This window comes from Saccharopolyspora sp. ID03-671 (genome assembly GCF_045278815.1).
GTDB lineage: Bacteria > Actinomycetota > Actinomycetes > Mycobacteriales > Pseudonocardiaceae > Saccharopolyspora > Saccharopolyspora ipomoeae.
Genome location: NZ_CP134054.1, coordinates 6,619,518 through 6,635,916, shown reverse-complemented (window position 1 = coordinate 6,635,916; position 16,399 = coordinate 6,619,518). Strand labels below are relative to the sequence as shown.

The 16,399-nt window shown below is 70.8% G+C and carries 12 protein-coding genes and 1 pseudogene; 2 read left to right on the top strand and 11 right to left on the bottom strand.

Going from position 1 to position 16,399, the window contains the following annotated elements; all coding sequences use genetic code 11:
• Positions 1-67 precede the first annotated feature (67 nt).
• The 11 genes and pseudogenes from REH65_RS30805 to REH65_RS30755 form a co-directional block, all read right to left on the bottom strand.
• Positions 68-1,110: pseudogene (locus tag REH65_RS30805) on the bottom strand (LLM class flavin-dependent oxidoreductase).
• 74 nt (positions 1,111-1,184) lie between these two features.
• Positions 1,185-1,610, bottom strand: coding sequence for a nuclear transport factor 2 family protein (locus tag REH65_RS30800; protein WP_281456809.1), 426 nt, complete (start codon positions 1,608-1,610; stop codon positions 1,185-1,187).
• A 107-nt stretch (positions 1,611-1,717) separates the two neighbouring features.
• Positions 1,718-2,437, bottom strand: coding sequence for an SDR family NAD(P)-dependent oxidoreductase (locus REH65_RS30795; protein ID WP_281456808.1), 720 nt, complete (start codon positions 2,435-2,437; stop codon positions 1,718-1,720).
• The gene (locus REH65_RS30790; RefSeq protein WP_406690246.1) at positions 2,434-3,234 is read right to left on the bottom strand and encodes an alpha/beta fold hydrolase; all 801 of its coding nucleotides are present in this window, start codon (positions 3,232-3,234) and stop codon (positions 2,434-2,436) included. Before REH65_RS30790 ends, REH65_RS30795 begins: the two co-directional genes overlap by 4 nt.
• Positions 3,231-4,829, bottom strand: coding sequence for a long-chain fatty acid--CoA ligase (locus REH65_RS30785; protein ID WP_406690245.1), 1,599 nt, complete (start codon positions 4,827-4,829; stop codon positions 3,231-3,233). Before REH65_RS30785 ends, REH65_RS30790 begins: the two co-directional genes overlap by 4 nt.
• On the bottom strand, positions 4,826-5,851 hold the full coding sequence (locus tag REH65_RS30780; RefSeq protein ID WP_406690244.1) for an LLM class flavin-dependent oxidoreductase: 1,026 nt from the start codon (positions 5,849-5,851) through the stop codon (positions 4,826-4,828). The genes REH65_RS30785 and REH65_RS30780 overlap by 4 nt, the downstream gene beginning before the upstream one ends.
• A 121-nt stretch (positions 5,852-5,972) precedes the next feature.
• Positions 5,973-7,004, bottom strand: a complete 1,032-nt coding sequence (locus tag REH65_RS30775; protein ID WP_406690243.1) for a phosphotransferase family protein — start codon at positions 7,002-7,004, stop codon at positions 5,973-5,975.
• A complete protein-coding gene (locus tag REH65_RS30770; protein ID WP_406690242.1) occupies positions 7,001-8,368 on the bottom strand; it encodes an acyl-CoA dehydrogenase family protein in 1,368 nt (455 codons plus the stop codon). Before REH65_RS30770 ends, REH65_RS30775 begins: the two co-directional genes overlap by 4 nt.
• A 101-nt stretch (positions 8,369-8,469) precedes the next feature.
• Positions 8,470-9,198 (bottom strand): TSUP family transporter, encoded by a 729-nt coding sequence (locus tag REH65_RS30765; protein ID WP_406690241.1) that lies wholly within the window; start codon positions 9,196-9,198, stop codon positions 8,470-8,472.
• Complete coding sequence (locus tag REH65_RS30760) at positions 9,195-10,634, bottom strand: NAD-dependent succinate-semialdehyde dehydrogenase (RefSeq protein ID WP_406690240.1); 1,440 nt, start codon at positions 10,632-10,634, stop codon at positions 9,195-9,197. Before REH65_RS30760 ends, REH65_RS30765 begins: the two co-directional genes overlap by 4 nt.
• A gap of 138 nt (positions 10,635-10,772) precedes the next feature.
• Positions 10,773-12,224, bottom strand: a complete 1,452-nt coding sequence (locus REH65_RS30755) for an MFS transporter (protein WP_406690239.1) — start codon at positions 12,222-12,224, stop codon at positions 10,773-10,775.
• 97 nt (positions 12,225-12,321) lie between these two features.
• Between REH65_RS30755 and REH65_RS30750 the strand changes: the two genes are divergently transcribed.
• Positions 12,322-14,664: a glycoside hydrolase family 31 protein gene (locus tag REH65_RS30750; RefSeq protein ID WP_406690238.1), complete on the top strand. Its 2,343-nt coding sequence runs from the start codon at positions 12,322-12,324 to the stop codon at positions 14,662-14,664.
• Positions 14,661-16,394, top strand: a complete 1,734-nt coding sequence (locus tag REH65_RS30745; protein WP_406690237.1) for an IlvD/Edd family dehydratase — start codon at positions 14,661-14,663, stop codon at positions 16,392-16,394. The genes REH65_RS30750 and REH65_RS30745 overlap by 4 nt, the downstream gene beginning before the upstream one ends.
• The last annotated feature ends 5 nt before the right edge of the window (positions 16,395-16,399 follow it).

Below are 16,399 nucleotides of genomic sequence, written 5' to 3'. Positions count from 1 at the left end.
CGGCCGTGGTGTGCGGAGCCGCGATCCGGGACGTCCGCGCCGCGGATCCCGGATCGCGGCGAGCGGTTCAGACCGTCGCTGAAGTGCGGGCTTTCATCTTGTGCAGTTCGGGAACGACCTTCTCGCCGAACAGCTTCAGGCTCGCTTCGGCCTTCTCGAACGGCAGGCCGCCGAAGCAGAACGCGGCGTTGGCCATCAGGTCGCCGCCGAGGTCGCGGCGGTGCGCGTACTTCTCCACGATCTGCTCGGGAGTGCCGTAGGCGTTGGCCTCCACGTAGGCCTCCGCGGCCGCTTCCATGCCGGCTTCCCGGATCATGTCCGCGCCGACCTGGTACGCCTCGTAGCCCTTGGTCTCGCGCCAGTGCGAGCCGGCGAAGTCGTAGTGCTTGATGACCGACATGAAGTAGCGCGAGATGTGCTCGTGCGCCACGCGCTTGGCCTCCTCCGGGTCCTCGTGGCAGTACACGAAGTCCTGGATCAGGGGCGGGCCGGGCTCGGAACCGTGGTTCTCCCGGTGCAGGTCGCGCCACCGGTTGATGGCCTCGGCGTGCTGCTCGAACGGGTACTGCATGAAGGTCATCAGCTGCACGCCGAGCTTCGCGATCGCCGGGATGGAATCCGGCGACATGGCGACGCCGAACAGCCTGCCGTCCCAGGACCGCCCGTTCGGTCCGGGGCGGACGGTGACGCGGGGCTGGTCGTAGAACGGTCCGCTGTTCTCCACGTGACCGGTGCGCAGCCCGTTCATGATCATCGGAGCGGCCTCGTCGAAGCGTCCGCGCGCCTCGTTCATGTCCACCCGGAAGCCCTCGTACTCCATCTTCGCCAGGCCGCGGCCCATGCCGAACAGCACGCGGCCGTCCGACACGTGGTCGAGCATGGTGATCTTCTCGACGACCCGCAGCGGGTCGTTCACGGCAGGATCACCGCGCCGGTGCCCAGCTTGATCCGGGACGTCTTGCCCGCGAGGTAGGACAGCACTTGCACGTTGTCCGGGCACATCGAGTAGTCGTCGAAGTGGTGCTCGGCGGACCACACGGAATCGAACCCGTACTGCTCGGCCAACACCCCGAAGTTCAGCTCGCGGGTGAAGACCTCCTCATCGCTCATGTCTTCGTACCAGTTCTGGAACACGAGCAGGGTGCCGACGTCCATGTCAATCTCCTTTGATCGATCGGTGCGTGTCAGGCCGCGAGGAAGATCGCGCGGGTGTGCTCGGTGTCGAGGAATTCCTTGACGCTCTGGATCAGGCCGTCCCGAACCTCGAACGCGAAGTGGTAGAGGTTGTTGTAGACGCGGCCGTTGGTGAGCTCCGAATAGGACTCGGTCTCCACGGCCACCCGATCGCCCTCGGCGGTCCAGGCGTGCGGGGTCAGCCGGATCGCTCCGGTCACCGTCAGGGTGGACAGCCCGGCGAGCATCTCGCCGAACTCCTCCTTGTTCTTGGTCCCCGAAATCCCCTCGATCGTGCCGCCCACCCACCAGGTGGCGGAGTCCGAGAGGTACGACAGGATCTTCTCGACGTCGCCGGTCGAGAAGACCTCCATGAACTCGGCGACGAGTTCCTTGTTCTTCTGCGCGAGCGTTCTCTCAGCGGCCTCGGCACTCATGGACTGCTCCCTCGTCGAACCGGCGCTTCCCGATCGACGCTAATCACGGATTCGCCTGCGTGGACCGGCTCGTGAACGGGGCCGTTGGAGCTCCGCACAAACGGCGCTCATCGCATGTGCCCGCCGAACGAGGCGAGGAGCCCGCCGTCGACGGGCACGGTCGCACCGGTCATGTACGTCGACCTGGCGACCGCCACGATGACCTCGGCGATCTCCTGGGCGGTGCCGGTCCGGCCCGCCGGAATCGTCCCGATCACCCGGGCGCGCGCCCGCTCGCTGAGCCCCGCGGTCATGTCGGTGTCCACAAACCCGGGGACGACCAGGTTGACCCGAACACCGCGAGGTGCCAGCTCCACCGCGAGCACCTGCGTCAGGCCGCTGAGCCCGGCCTTGGCCGAGCCGTAGGCCACGTCGCCGGGAAATCCCCGCCAGCCCACCACCGCACCGACGTTCACGATCGACGCCCCGGCGGACAGCACCGGAACCGCGGCGCGGCACACCTCGAAAGCACCGGTGAGGTTCGTGCTCACGACCTCGTCCCAGGCCTCCCGGTCCAGGCTCTCCACCCGGCCGCCCCGGTGCACGCCCGCGCTGTTGACGATCACGTCGACCGAACCGAAGGCCTCCTGCACGGTCCGCAGGCCGTCGCGGACCGAGGCGCCGTCCGCGACGTCGGCCTTGACCTCCAGGACGCGGTCGGGATGCGCGGCAGGTTCGGCGGACGACGACCGGGCCAGCGAGGCGACGCGATCGCCGGAGGCTGCGACGTGGTCGACGACCGCCCGGCCGATGCCGCGCGACCCGCCGGTGACCAGCCACGTGCTCATCGGTTCAGGAACCCGATCAGCTCGGCGAGGTAGCGCTCGCGGTCCTCCAGGAACGGCGCGTGCCCGCACCCGTCGAAGTCCACGAGCGTCGCGTCCGGGTACAGCGAGACCGCGGCCTGCGCACCGGAGAACGGCACGAACCCGTCCTCCGTGCCGTGCAGCAGCAGCGTCGGCACGTCCAGCGAGCCGATCGTCTTGCGCTGGTCCGCGTCCGCGAGGTCGCGCAGCGACTGGTCACCGAGCGGGCCCATCTCCAGGAACATGCCCCACAACCAGTTCACCACCTGCTCCCCCACCGGCTTCGCGCACACCGCTTCGGCAACGCTGCGGAAGGTGGTGGCCCGGTCGGCGGCCAGCCCGTCCAGCACGGCCTGCACGTCGTCGTGGGTACCGCCGTGCGGCCAGTCGGAGCTGGCCGTGTAGCGCGGCGTCGCGCCGCCGGTGAGCACCAGACCACCGACGTCGCTTCCGAGCAGGGCGACCGCGTCCACGGCCACCGCGCCGCCCAGCGACCAGCCGTTGATCACCGGCTCGCGCAGCCCGAGGTGTTCGCACAACCGCGCCACGTCGGAGCCGAGCGCGGCGATCGAGACGTCCTCGAAGTCGTTGTCCGATCGGCCGCAGGTGCGCTGGTCGAGGATCACCACCTCGTTGCCGTTGGCCCGCAACGCCGGTGCGACCGTGTCCCAGCACCGGCCGGTGGCGCCCCAGCCGTGGATCAGCACGACCGGCCGCCCGTCGCCGCGGTGGTGTTCGAAGTAGATCCTGCGGGCTTCTTCCACTTCCAGGTGTGTCATGACCGCGCCTTCCCGTGTGCGTTGTCCGCGGACGGTCCGGGGACCGATCGCCTGAGCCGCTTCTTGTCGACCTTGCCCACGCTGGTCCTGGGCAGCTCGTCGGTGATCACCACGCGTTCGGGGAGCCACCAGCGCGGCACCCGTTCGCGCAAGCCGTCGAGCAGCTCCTCCGGGGTGATCTCCCGGTGGGGCACCACCACCGCCAGCGGGCGCTCCTGCCACCGCTCGTGCGGGACCGCCACCACGGCGACGTCGGCGACCGCGGGGTGCTCCAGGATCGCCCGCTCCAGCGCCGTGGAGCTGATCCACTCGCCGCCGCTCTTGATCAGGTCCTTGGCCCGGTCGACGATCTCCAGGTAGCCGTCGGGGTCGATGGTGGCGACGTCGCCGGTGCGCAACCAGCCGTCGGCGAAGCTCTCCGGGTGCGGGTCCCGGTAGTACGAGTCGGCCACCCACGGACCGCGCAGCAGCAGCTCGCCGCGCGCCACCCCGTCGTGCGGCAGATCGTTGCCCTCGTCGTCGACGAGCCGCCAGCGCAGCCCGGGCAGCAGCCTGCCCTGCTTGCGCACGTACTCGTGGCGCAGCGCCGGGTCGTGGTCGGCGGCCGGTGGCGGCCGGGAGAAGGTGCCCATCGGCGATATCTCGGTCATGCCCCAGCCCTGGAAGACCGGCACGCCCAGGTCGTCCTCGATCGCCCTGATCAGCTCCACCCCGGGTGCCGTACCGCCGAGCACCAGGGCGCGCAGGCTGGTCAGGTCGGCGCCCGCGCGGGTCGCGTGCCGAACCAGGTCGACCGCGACGGTCGGCACCATCCCGGTGTAGGTGACCCGCTGCTCCTCGATGATCGTCGCGATCTGCGCGGGAGTCGGGTGCGGACCGGGCAGCACCTGGTTCGCACCGGACATCAGCGCGGCGAACGGCACGCCCCACGCGTTGGCGTGGAACATCGGCACGACGTGCGCCACGGTGTCCCGCTCGCAGATCGCGTGCCCGTCCGCCAGGCAGGCGGCGAAGGTGTGCAGGTAGAGCGAGCGGTGCGAGTAGCCGACGCCCTTCGGCGGCCCGGTGGTGCCGGAGGTGTAGCAGAGCGCGGCCAGGTCGTGCTCCTGCACGGCCGGTGGCTCCCCGAGCTCAGGACCGTCGGCGACCAGCTGCTCGAAGTTCAGCATCCCAGGCTCGGGTCGTCCGTCGGTGCACACCACGAGCATCTGCGGGTTCCGCTGCCGGGCCGGCCCGATCAGGGGCAGCAGCGCGGAATCCGCGACGACGACCCGGTCTTGGGCATGGTCGACGATGTAGCCGATCTCGTCCGGTTCCAGCCGCAGGTTCACGGTGTGCAGCACCGCCCCGGCGAGCGGCACCGCGAGGTACAGCTCGAGGTGGCGGTGGTGGTTCCAGGCCAGCGTCGCGACGCGGTCCCCGGGCCGCACCCCCAGCCGCACCAGGGCCCCGGCCAGCCGCACCACGCGCTCGTAGTAGTCGCGGTAGGTGTACCGGTGCACCTCGGCGCCGTCGGCGTACTGCACGATCTGCTTCCCGCCGAACAGATCGCGGGCCCGGTGCAGGAACTCCGTGATCAGCAGCGGGTTGCTCATGCGCCCACCTCCGCGGACAGCCGCTCGCGCACCCGCGGCAGCACCTCGGTGGCCAGCAGCTCGATGCGCGCGGAACCGGACTCCACCGGCTCGCCGGGCAGCTGCGCCCAGAAGTGCATGTCCTTGATCTGCGGCCGTTCCCGCAGCAGGGCGGTGATCTCCTCGACCGCGGTGGCCGGGTCCCACAGCTGGAACGCACCGGCCGCGACGATCTGGTCGGCGTCGGCGAACTGCGGGACCTGGTCCGGAGGGCCGAACGCGCCCCAGGAGATGTAGTTGTTCAGCTGGTACAGCGCGTGCTGACCGATTCGCGCCCACTCGCGCTCCGGGTCCTCCGCGATGATCGTCCACTGGCCGGCGTAGATGCGGCCCTCGTCCCGGGACTTCCCGCACCGCTCCAGCGCGTCCAGGTAGGTCGGCTGGTGCGGGTTCTGGGTGCTCAGGAACCCGTCCGCGATCCGCGCGGCCCGCTCGATCGCCGGGTCCGCCAGCGCGCCGACCAGCAGCTGCGGGGCCTGCTCGGGGACCGGGGTGATCGGGCGGCCGGGGAACTGGAACCGCTTGCCCTCGAAGGGTTCCCGCGAGCCGGACCACGCTCGGCGGATCAGCTCGACGCACTCCTCCAGCATGCTGGGCCGGTTCTTCAGGCTGCGCCCGAACGCGGCGAACTCCGGCTCCCAGTAGCCCATGCCGAGGCCGAGGTCGAACCGCCCTCCGGTGAGCAGCGAGACCGTGGCGGCGTCCTCGGCGAGCCGGACCGGGTTGTGCAGCGGCGCCACGATCAGGTTGGTCCCGATCCGCATGGTGCTGGTGCGTTCCCCGATCGCCGCCGCGAGGGTGAACGGCGACGGCGTGTACCCGTCCTCGCAGAAGTGGTGCTCGGTCAGCCAGACCGAACCGAGCCCGAGGCCCTCCGCCCACTCGATCTGGTCCAGCGCCTCGCGGTACAGCGCGCTGAACGGCCGGTGCCACTGCGGCGGGTTACGGAAGTCGTACCAGAGTCCGAAATTGCGTTCGTTCACGTCGTCCCCTTCGCCCGGGTCCTGCTTCGCCGGAACGCACTGCCGGACACCATGTTGGCGACCCGGTGGGCCTGCTCAAAGGACTGAGCACCCGACTGTTTGTGGTTCTCCCCAAACGGGCTCAGCGGCGGAGCCCGGCGATCGCGCAGGCCTCCGCGAGCAGCGCGGGGACGTCATGCTCCAGCGCCGCGGCGTACTCGGTGCGCAGCTCGCCGTCCAGGTACTGGGTGTGCGCGGCCTCGGTGATCGCGGCCAGCTTGAACAGCGCCAGGCAGCGGTAGTAGTCGATGTGCCGCACGGACGTGCCGGTGACCTGCGCGTACCGGTCCAGCAGGTGTTCGCCGGTCGGAGCGCCGGGCGCCCTGGACACCGCTTGCACCCCGGGCATCCCGGGGTGCGCGAGCTCGCGCTCACCCCAGAACGCCACCAGCAGGCCCAGGTCCATGAGCGGGTCCCCGATCGTGGCGGTCTCCCAATCGATCACCGCCAGCGCGCGCGGCTCGGCGGCGGAGAACAGGCAGTTGTCCAGGTGGAAGTCGCCGTGCATCAGCGCGGGGCCACCCGCTTCCGGCCGGTGCTCCTCCAACCACGCGGCCAGCCGGGGCATCGCGGGCAGCGGCCGCCGCTCGATCTTCTGCCACTGCCGGTACCAGCGCTGCACCTGCCGCTCCAGGAACCCCTCGGGACGACCGAAGCCCTCCAGACCGGCGGCCCGCCAATCCAGGAGGTGGATCGCGGCGAGCGCGTCCACGATCTCGTCGGCCACCGCGGTCAGCGCGTTCGGGTCCGCGCCGTAGGCGGCGGGGAGCTCGTCGGTGATCGCCACCGCTCCCGGGATGTGCTCCATCAGCAGGAACGGTGCCGAGGGAACTCCGGGGTCCTCGCACAGCGCGAAGGCCCGCGGGACCGGAACGGCGGTGTCCTGCAAGGCGGCGAGCAGCCGGTGCTCCCGCGCGACGCTGTGCGCGGAGGCCGACAACGCGTGCCGCGGTGGCCTGCGCAGCACGAACTCGGTGTCGGTGTTGCGCAGCAGGCAGGTCTCGTTGGAGTTGCCCCCGGTCAGCCGGCGCAGCTCCCAGGGACCGGGCCGATCGAGGTGGTCGGACAGCCAGTGCGCCAGCGCCGGTTCGACGGTGGGGGTCTCGGTGCTCATCGCAGCACCGCAGCCACGTCGAGCTGCTCCCGGAACCGTTCGAGCGCGCTCGCTCGCCGGGTCGGGACGTGCTCGGTGGGCGTCGGTGTCGGGCTGTACTCCCGCAGAAGTCGCCGAGCCACCGACACGCGGTGGACCTCATCGGGGCCGTCGTAGATCCGCGCGGCACGCGCCCACCGGTACATCTGCTCGAGCGGCATGTCGGTGGAGAACCCGAGCGAGCCGTGCACCTGGACGGCCTTGTCGATCACGTCGTGCAGCACGGCGGCCCCGTGGTACTTGATCATCGCGATCTCGGTGCGCGCCGCGGAGGCGCCGACCTGGTCGATCTTCCACGCGGCGTGGAGCGTGAGCAGCCGCGCGGACTCGATCGCCGCGGCGCAGTCGGCCACCCAGTTCTGGACGGTCTGCTTGTCGGCCAGCGGCCCGCCGTGCACGTCGATGCTCACGGCCCGCTCGCAGAGCATGTCGAAGGCTCGGCGGCACACCCCGATCCACCGCATGCAGTGGTGGATCCGGCCGGGTCCGAGCCGCTTCTGCGCCAGCGTGAACGCCTCCCCGCGATCACCGAGCAGGTTCTCCGCGGGGACCCGGACGTCGCGGTAGGACACCTCGCAGTGCGACCACACCGGATGCTTGTGGTCCGGATCGTTCATCAGGCCGATCTCGCGGGTCTCGATGCCCTCGGCGTCGGTGGGCACGATCAGCATCGACATGCGCGCCCGCGCGGGAGCTTCCGGCTCGGTCACCGCCATCACGATGTGGAAGTCCGCCCGGGACGCGTTGCCCACGAACCACTTCCCGCCGTTGAGGACCCACTGGCCGTCGACCAGCCGCGCGGTGGTGGTGAACTGCCGGGGATCCGAGCCGGTGCCCTGCTCGGTCATCGAGAACGCGCTGAGCACCTCACCGTCCAGCAGCGGACGCATCCAGCGCGCCTTCTGCTCGGGGGTTCCGGCCAGCGCGAGGAGCTCGATGTTGCCGGAGTCCGGCGCCTGGCACCCGAACGCGAACGGCGCGAGCTCGCTGGTCCCCAGGATCTCGTGCAGCAGACCGAGCCGCAGCTGCCCGTACCCCTGACCGCCCAGCTCGGGCCCCAAGTGCGCGGCCCACAGCCCCTGCTCCTTGACCCGCTGCTGCAGCGGCGCGGCGAGCCGGCGGAACTCGGCGTGGTCGAGGTCGAGCACCTCGAGCGGGTAGATCTCGTCGCGGACGAACTCGCGCGCCCAGTCCAGCTTCGCCTCAAACTCCGGTTCGGTGGAGAAGTCCCAGCTCATCGGCACCCCGTCGGTCGACTCGCCCGCACCGGAGTTCGGGCCCGGCATCAGCGAGACCCACGCTAGGAAGCCAGGGCGAACGCGCACCAGCACACCGACCCGCGCCGTTTGTCGAACCCCACAACCGGCCTGTCTCCGATGCCGGACCACCCCGGGATCGCCACCGGAGCTCAACCAACCGGCCTTGCTCACAGCATCGTCGCGATGCCCCGGACCACTGCGGCGGCGCCGCCGATCAAGGCGACGCCGATGATCAGCCGGCGTCCCGTCTTCGGCGCGATCCGCTCGTCCAGCCGCTCCCCCGCGATCGCGCCGATCACCAGCGCCGCACCGCAGCACAGCCAGCCGAGCCAGGACACCTCCGGAATTCCCTTCGACACCAGGGAACCGAGGTTCACCATGAGCAGGTACGCCTGCGCGGTCGGGATGAGCACGCGTCGAGCCCACTGCTCGGAGAGCGCGTACACCGACACCATCGGCCCTCCGACCCCGGCGGTCACGCTCATGAAGCCCGAAATCGCTCCGGCGATCACCGCGCCCGGCACACCCCGCAGCAGCCTCTGCCGACCGGCCAGCACCGTGGCTCCCACCGCGACGATCACCATCGACCCGATCAGCACGAGCAACGACCCGGTCGGCGCGACCGCTGCCACGAACGCGCCGAGCGGGATGGCCGCCATCGCGGGCAGCGCCAGCAACAGCACGGCACGCCAATGGGTGTCCCGCCAGGTCCGGGCCAGCACGGCCCCGCACAGCACCATCGACAGGGCGTTCGACATGCTCACCCCGACGTGCGGGCCGGCGGCCGCGACCATCAGCGGCCCCCCGACCAGCCCGAAGCCGAGACCCGTCGTGCGCTGCGTGAGGGCTCCGATCAGCACCGGGATGGCCAGGAGGACCGCCGTTGCCGCGCTCACAGCGTCAGCGCTGCGTACTGGACCTCGGTGAACTCGTCGAGCCCGACGTCGGCGCCCTCCCTGCCGAGGCCCGACTGCTTGACGCCGCCCATCGGCGCGAAGGCGACGCTCGGCAGCGGCTCGTTGACACCGAGGATGCCCACGTCCAGCTGCTCACCGATCCGCCACCCCCGGCCGAGGTCACCGGAGTAGACATAACCCGCGAGTCCCATCTCGGTGGCGTTGGCGGTGGTCAGCGCCTCCTCGACGGTGGAGAACCGGAAGATTCCCGCCACCGGCCCGAACACCTCCTCCGCGGCCAGGCCGACGTTCTGCGGCACTTCGGTGAGCACGCACGGCGCGACGTAGCTACCGGCCTCCGGGAGCCGCTGCTCACCGCCGTGGACCTGGGCACCCGCTGCGACGGCCTCGTCCACCAAGCCGCGAACGGCCGCTGCCCGCTCGTCGTCGATCACCGGGCCGAGATCGGGGCAGGGATCGGCCGTGCCGTCGCCGACCGTCATCGCCTTGATCCTGGCCGCGAACGCGGTCACGAACTCGTCGTGCACGCCGTCCTGGACCAAGAAGCGGTTCGCCGCGATGCACGACTGGCCCGTGTTGCGGAAGCGGGCCAGCATCGCGCCCTCGACGGCGGCGTCCACATCGGCGTCGTCGAGGACGAGGAAGGGCGCGTTCCCACCGAGTTCCAGCAAGGGCCGCACGATCCGGTTCGACGCCTGCCGCATGATGAGCCGTCCGACCTCCGTGGAGCCGGTGAACGAGACGACGCGCACCGCGCGGTGCGCGAGCAGCGCCTCGGTGATCTCCGCGGCGGGTCCGTGCACGAGGTTGACCGCGCCCGGGGGCAGCCCGGCGTCGGTGAGGCACCGGATCATCTCGGTGACCGCGAGGGGCGCCTTCTCCGACACGCGCGCCACCACCGTGCAGCCCGCGGCGAGCGCGGGCGCGAGCTTGCGGGCCTGGATCGAGCACGGGAAGTTCCAGGGCGTCAGGCTCGCCACCACCCCGGCCGGTTTGCGGCGCACCAGGTGCCGCCGCACCGCCCTCTCCTCCTGGACCACGGCCCCGTGCGGCCGCCTCGCCTGCTCGGCGAACCAGCGGAAGTACTCCACCGAGAAGGCGATCTCGCCGCGCGCCTCGGGAAGTCGCTTGCCCGCCTCGCGGGCGAGCAGGTCGGCGAGGAAGTCGGCGCGCTCCTCGATGAGGTCCGCCGCGGCCGAGAGCAGACGGCACCGCTCCCGGACTCCGGTGCCGGCCCAGCCGGCGAAGGCCGCGGCCGCCGCCTCGGCCGCAGCGGTGGCGTCCGCGGCCGCCTGCTCGGCGTCCGTCCAGTCCAGACGGCCGACGAGGCTGCCATCGGCCGGGTTGCGGACGTCCAGGGTGGACTCGCGCGAGGTCCATCGGCCGTCGATCAGGACTGTGGGCTGGGTAGGCATTCGTTCTTCTCCTGTGATGGGTGTTCCGGGAGGACCTTCGCGGCAGGACGTCCTCCGGTTCGGCCCGGGACGGGAATCCGTCGGGGCAGGCGGTTCTGTGCGGTGGGAGCCCTCCGCCGCGCGGGGGCTCCCACCGGCTCAGCTCGAACTCGGCGTGGAGTTCGCACCGATCTCGTCGAGGTCGTGCTCGTCCCCGTGCTCTTCGACGTCCTTGCCCACGGGGTCCCAGCGGATGACCATCAGCGCGACGATCGCCACGAGCGGGGCGAGCACGATCGCTCCGATCGTGAAGCGCATGCCCTGCGCCTCGAGCAGGACCGGGAAGGCGAAGGCGCCGATCATGCCGCCGACCCGGGTGATCGCCTGCGTGTACCCGCCGCCGATCCCTCGGATGGCGGTCGGGTAGGACAGCGTTCCCATCGCGGTGCCGACGTAGCCCGCGCCGAAGTTGTGCGCGGCCGAGAACAGCGCGATCAGGACCACCGCGATCGAGGCGGCGAGAACGTTGAAGGCGCCGCTGATGATCGCCAAACATCCTGCGGTGATGGAGAACCCGATCAGACCGAGTCGTCGAAGCCCCAGTCGCTGGGTGCCGGCGACGCAGCCGAGCGCACCGATCGCGCCGATGACGTTGACCAGTCCGGAGAGCACCAGCACCAGCACGATGTCATCCGGGAACAAGGACTTGAAGATCTTCGGCATGTACAGCGAGATCGCGTAGTACTGCGCTGCCTGGCAGACCACGAGAATGCTGACCAGGATGGTCCGCGCGGTGTAGGGCGGCCGAAACAGCGCGAGCAGGCTGCCGGCGCGGGACCGCTCCTCCTGCGGAGCCGCGACCCGCCGCTCCTCCTCCACGATGACCTCGAGGTCGTAGTTCTTGCGGAGGATTTCCGCGGCCTTCTCCAGCCCTTCGTACTTCGCCGCCCACATCGGGGATTCGGCGGTGTAGATGAACCGGAGGATCAGCACGATGAGCGCGGGGATGGCGCCCAGGCCGATCGACCACCGCCACAGCTGCTCGCCGACGCCGATGAAGTGGAACGGGATGATCACGAAGAAGGCGACCGCAGCCGCAGCCGTGGACATCACCTGGGCCATCGTGACGTTGCGGCCCTTGTTGGAGATCGCGCTGTACTCGGCGACGAACGCCAACGCGACGGGCACGTCGAGCCCGACGCCGACGCCCATCAGGAATCGCCAGAGGCAGAACAGTTCCGGGGTGGGCGCCGTCGCCGCCAGCACCGTGGCGCCGACCAGCAGGAACAGCGTGATCAGCAACATCTTCGTGCGGCCGACCCGGTCGGTGAGATAGCCACCGAAGAGCCCGCCGAACATCGCGCCGAGCAGGATGATCATCGAGATGACCGGCAGCGAGTGCAGGCTCAGCCCCGAGTTCGTGAGGTTGAACTCCGAGGTGATCTGCACGGTGCCGAGACCGAAGCTGCTCAAGTCCCAGCCGTCCACGAAGATGCTGCCGAGCGCGACGATCTTGACCAGACCTGGGTGCTTGGGACGGATCCGGCCTGTGTCGATCAGGCGCAGGACGTCGTCCGGTTTCCGGAGCACGACGGCGGCGTTGCCTGTCATGGGGTTTCCTTTGCATGGGGGAAGTGGTAAGACCTCTTGCCAGAAGTTAAGCTAGGCGGGACACCGCGTCAAGGTCGCGGTCGACATGGGAGAAGAGATGTCAGCGTTGACGGAGCGGTACATGTTGCGCGAGGTCGAGGAGGTGAGAACGCACCCCGACACGACCGCCGGACCCGGTGTGACCGCGCGAGTGCGCGCCGTCCTCCACCGACCGGGAGCCGACGGTTTCGGTTTCCTCACCGGCGAAACGCTCGCCGAGCAGGGCATCGAGACGACCATGCCGAACCTCCCCGAGCTCGACACCCCTCCCCTGCGCACCCGGGACGTCGCGGTGGACGTCCGCTGGGCCGGACCCGAGGCAGTGCGCATCACGATCGGGGCGGCCGACGCACCGCGTTCGGCGCCGACCGGAACCGAACACGGCATCCTCGTCACCCCCGAGTACGCCGAGACCAGCACGACGGTCGAGGAGGACGAGCACACCATCATCGTGACCGGCGGCCGACTGCGCGTCACGCTCGGCCGGCGCCCCTTCTCGCTGGAAGTCCAGGACACCACCACGGGCGCCACGCTGATCAGCACCGCCGGGAAGCTCCGCCAGGTCGCCGGGCTGCCCATCGCCCCCGCCGCGACCGTGGGTGACACGACCGCCGTCAACCTCGAACTCGGCCCCGACGAGGAGATCCTCGGCTTCGGCGAGCAGTTCGGCCGCTCGATCAAGAACGGGCAGCGACTGCGCCTGCGCGTCGAGGACGCGCTCGGCACCGGGACCGGCATGGCCTACAAGCCGGCCCCCGTCTGGTACTCCACGGCCGGCTACCTCGCGCTGGTCAACACCGGGGCCGTCGTCCACGCCGACGTCGGCCACTCCCGCAACGGCGTGTTCGGCATCGAGGCCGAATGCGGCGAGCTGGACCTCTACCTGATCGCGGGCCCCGAGCCCAAGCAGGCGCTGACGACCTACACACGGCTGACCGGGCGCGGAGCGGTCCCGTCGGTGTGGGCGTTCGGGTACTGGCTCGGCCGCTGCAGGTACCACTCCGCCGCTCAGATGGAGGAAGTCGGCCGCACGCTGCGGGAGCTGGGCATCCCGTGCGACATCCTGCACCTGGACCCCGACTGGCTCGTCGTGGACCGGCTCAACTGCGACTTCATCTGGAACACCGACCGCTTCGGCGATCGGGCGGAGTTCCTCGCCGCGCTGGAGCGCCTCGGCCTGCGGCTCTCGGTCTGGGAACTGCCCTACCTCGATCCGGCATCGCCCCGCTACGCCGAGGCCGCCGAACGCGGCTACCTGGTGACCGACGCCGACGGGGAGATCGCGACGATCGCGGGCACGCCCGTCCCCGACGGACGACCTCGGGCGCTGGTGGACTTCACCTCGCCCGAGGCCCGCCGCTGGTGGCAGGACCTGCACGGGCCGTTCCTCGACGACGGCGTCGCCGTGTTCAAGACCGACTTCGGCGAGGGCCTGCCCGACGACGTCCGGCTCGCCGACGGAACCGGAGCCGAGCACGCGCACAACCTGTACCCGCTGCGCTACAACGGTGCGGTGAGCGAGGCCATCGCCGAGCGGACCGGTCGGGCGCCCCTGGTGTGGGGTCGCTCCGGCTGGGCCGGATCGCACCGCTACCCCGCGCAGTGGGGCGGAGACGCGGAATCCACGGTGTCGGGCATGCGCGCGACGCTGCGCGGCGGCCTGTCGCACGCCATGAGCATGCCCGGCTTGTGGGGGCACGACATCGGGGGTTTCTTCGGCCCCGAGCTCACGCCCGAGCTCTACGTGCGCTGGACGCAGTTCGGCGCGCTCTCCCCCCTCATGCGCGCTCACGGACTTCGTCCGCGCGAGCCGTGGGAGTTCGGCGAGCACGCCTCGGGCATCGCGCGCGAGTGGATCCGGCTGCGCTACTCGCTGCTGCCCTACCTGTGGCAGGCCGCGCACGAATCCGCCGCTCACGGCTGGCCGATGCTGCGCCCGCTGGCCCTGGAGTTCCCCGACGACGACCTCGCCACGACGCGCGACGACGCGTTCCTGCTCGGCTCGGACCTGCTCGTCGTCCCGGTCTTCGACGACGGCGGCGAGCCGGTGCGGCGTCGCTTCTACGTCCCGCGCGGCGGGTGGACGGACCTCGTGACCGGCGATCGGTACGAAGGTCCGGCGATGCACGAGGAAACCGTTCCGCTGGAACGCATCCCGGTTCTGGTCCGCGACGGGGCGCTGCTCCCGAGGTTGGCGGTGGACGAGCACGTCCGCAACACCGACGACCTGCTCGACGCCCCGTGGGAACTGCACGCCTACGGCGACGTGCCCACCCCCGCCACGTTGCTCGACTTCCACTCCCGCCCGTTCACCGTCGAGGTGAACGGCGACCAACCGACCACAAGCTCGTCGACGCAGGTGAGCCTGGTCCGCCACACCCCGCAGGAGGCACGGTCATGACACCGCCCGAACCCGCACGACGCAGCACCTCCTGGTTCGGCGCCGAAGGCAAGATGGGCTTCGTCCACAGGTCCAAGCTGTACAACTCCGGCCGTTCACCGGAGATGTTCGACGGCAGGCCCGTCATCGGGATCTGCAACAGCTGGTCGGAGCTCACGCCCTGCAACCGGCACCTGCGCGACGTGGCCGAGGCCGTCAAGCGCGGCGTGCTGCTGGCCGGTGGCTTCCCGCTGGAGTTCCCGACGATGTCGCTGGGCGAGACGCTGATGCGCCCGTCGGCGATGCTCTACCGCAACCTGATGGCGATGGAGGTCGAGGAGAACCTCCGCTCGTACCCGCTGGACGGCGTGGTGCTGCTCGCGGGCTGCGACAAGACCGTTCCCGCTCAGCTCATGGGCGCGCTCAGCGCCGATCTCCCGGCGATCATGCTGACCGGCGGGCCGATGCTCAACGGAAAGTTCCGGGGCGCCGACGCCGGTTCCGGCACGCACGTGTGGCAGTTCGCCGAGGAGGTCCGGGCCGGCCGGATGAGCCGCGCCGAGTTCGGCCAGGCCGAGGCGTGCCTGTCCCGCAGCGCGGGGCACTGCACGACCATGGGCACCGCCTCCACGATGGCCTGCCTCGTGGAGGTCATGGGCCTGTCGCTACCGGGCAGCGCGGCTGTGCCCGCCGTGGACGCGGGCCGGTCCGCGCTCGCCGAGCAGTCGGGCCACCGGATCGTGTCCATGGTGGAGGAGGACCTGCGGCCCTCGACGGTCCTGGACCGGCGGTCGTTCGAGAACGCGGCGCGGCTCAACGCCGCGATCGGCGGCTCCACCAACGCCATCGTGCACCTGAGCGCGCTGGCCGGGCGCGCCGAGGTCGACTTCCCGCTGGAGGAGTTCGACCGGCAGGCCCGCGACATCCCGCTGCTGGTCGACCTGCTGCCGTCCGGCCGTTTCCTCATGGAGGAGTTCAGCTACGCGGGCGGCGTGCCGGCGGTGGTGACCGAGCTGGCCGACCAGCTCCACGGCGACGCCCGCACGATCACCGGCCGGAGCCTCGCCGAGAACTGCGCCGGAGCTCAGAACTGGAACGCGGAGGTGATCCGCACGCGGGCGGAACCGGTGCAGCCCGCGGGGTCGGCGACGGCCGTGCTCACCGGAAACCTCGCCCCGAACGGTGCGGTGATCAAGCTGTCGGCGGCCTCCCCGGAGCTGATCGACCACACCGGTACCGCGCTGGTCTTCGACACCGTCGAGGAGTACTACGCGCGCTGCGACGACCCGGACCTCCCGGTGGACGCCGACACGGTGCTCGTCGTGCGCGGCGCCGGGCCGCGCGGTTACCCGGGCATGCCCGAGATCGGCAACCTGTCGATCCCCAAGAAGCTCCTGGACGCGGGCGTGCGGGACCTGGTGCGGATCACCGACGGCCGGATGAGCGGCACCTCCTACGGCACGATCGTCCTGCACGTCGCTCCGGAGTCCGCCGCGGGCGGCCCGCTGGCGCTGCTGCGCACCGGCGACCGCGTGCACCTGGACGTGGCGGCGCGCAGGCTCGACATGCTCGTCGACGACGCCGAGCTGGCCCGGCGCTCGGCCGAGCCCACCGCCGATGAGCGGCCCGCTGACCGGAACGGCGGCTGGAGCGCGTTGTACCGGGAGCACGTCGGACAGGCCGACACCGGGGCCGACCTGGACTTCCTGCGCGGACGACGCGGGCACGCGATCCCCCGGCGGCACCTGTGACAGCG

Coding starts and splice junctions, on each gene's coding strand:
- REH65_RS30800 (WP_281456809.1), bottom strand. CDS start 1,610: ATGAGTGCCGAGGCCGCTGAGAGAACGCTCGCGCAGAAGAACAAGGAA.
- REH65_RS30795 (WP_281456808.1), bottom strand. CDS start 2,437: ATGAGCACGTGGCTGGTCACCGGCGGGTCGCGCGGCATCGGCCGGGCG.
- REH65_RS30790 (WP_406690246.1), bottom strand. CDS start 3,234: ATGACACACCTGGAAGTGGAAGAAGCCCGCAGGATCTACTTCGAACAC.
- REH65_RS30785 (WP_406690245.1), bottom strand. CDS start 4,829: ATGAGCAACCCGCTGCTGATCACGGAGTTCCTGCACCGGGCCCGCGAT.
- REH65_RS30775 (WP_406690243.1), bottom strand. CDS start 7,004: ATGAGCACCGAGACCCCCACCGTCGAACCGGCGCTGGCGCACTGGCTG.
- REH65_RS30760 (WP_406690240.1), bottom strand. CDS start 10,634: ATGCCTACCCAGCCCACAGTCCTGATCGACGGCCGATGGACCTCGCGC.
- REH65_RS30755 (WP_406690239.1), bottom strand. CDS start 12,224: ATGACAGGCAACGCCGCCGTCGTGCTCCGGAAACCGGACGACGTCCTG.
- REH65_RS30750 (WP_406690238.1), top strand. CDS start 12,322: ATGTCAGCGTTGACGGAGCGGTACATGTTGCGCGAGGTCGAGGAGGTG.
- REH65_RS30745 (WP_406690237.1), top strand. CDS start 14,661: ATGACACCGCCCGAACCCGCACGACGCAGCACCTCCTGGTTCGGCGCC.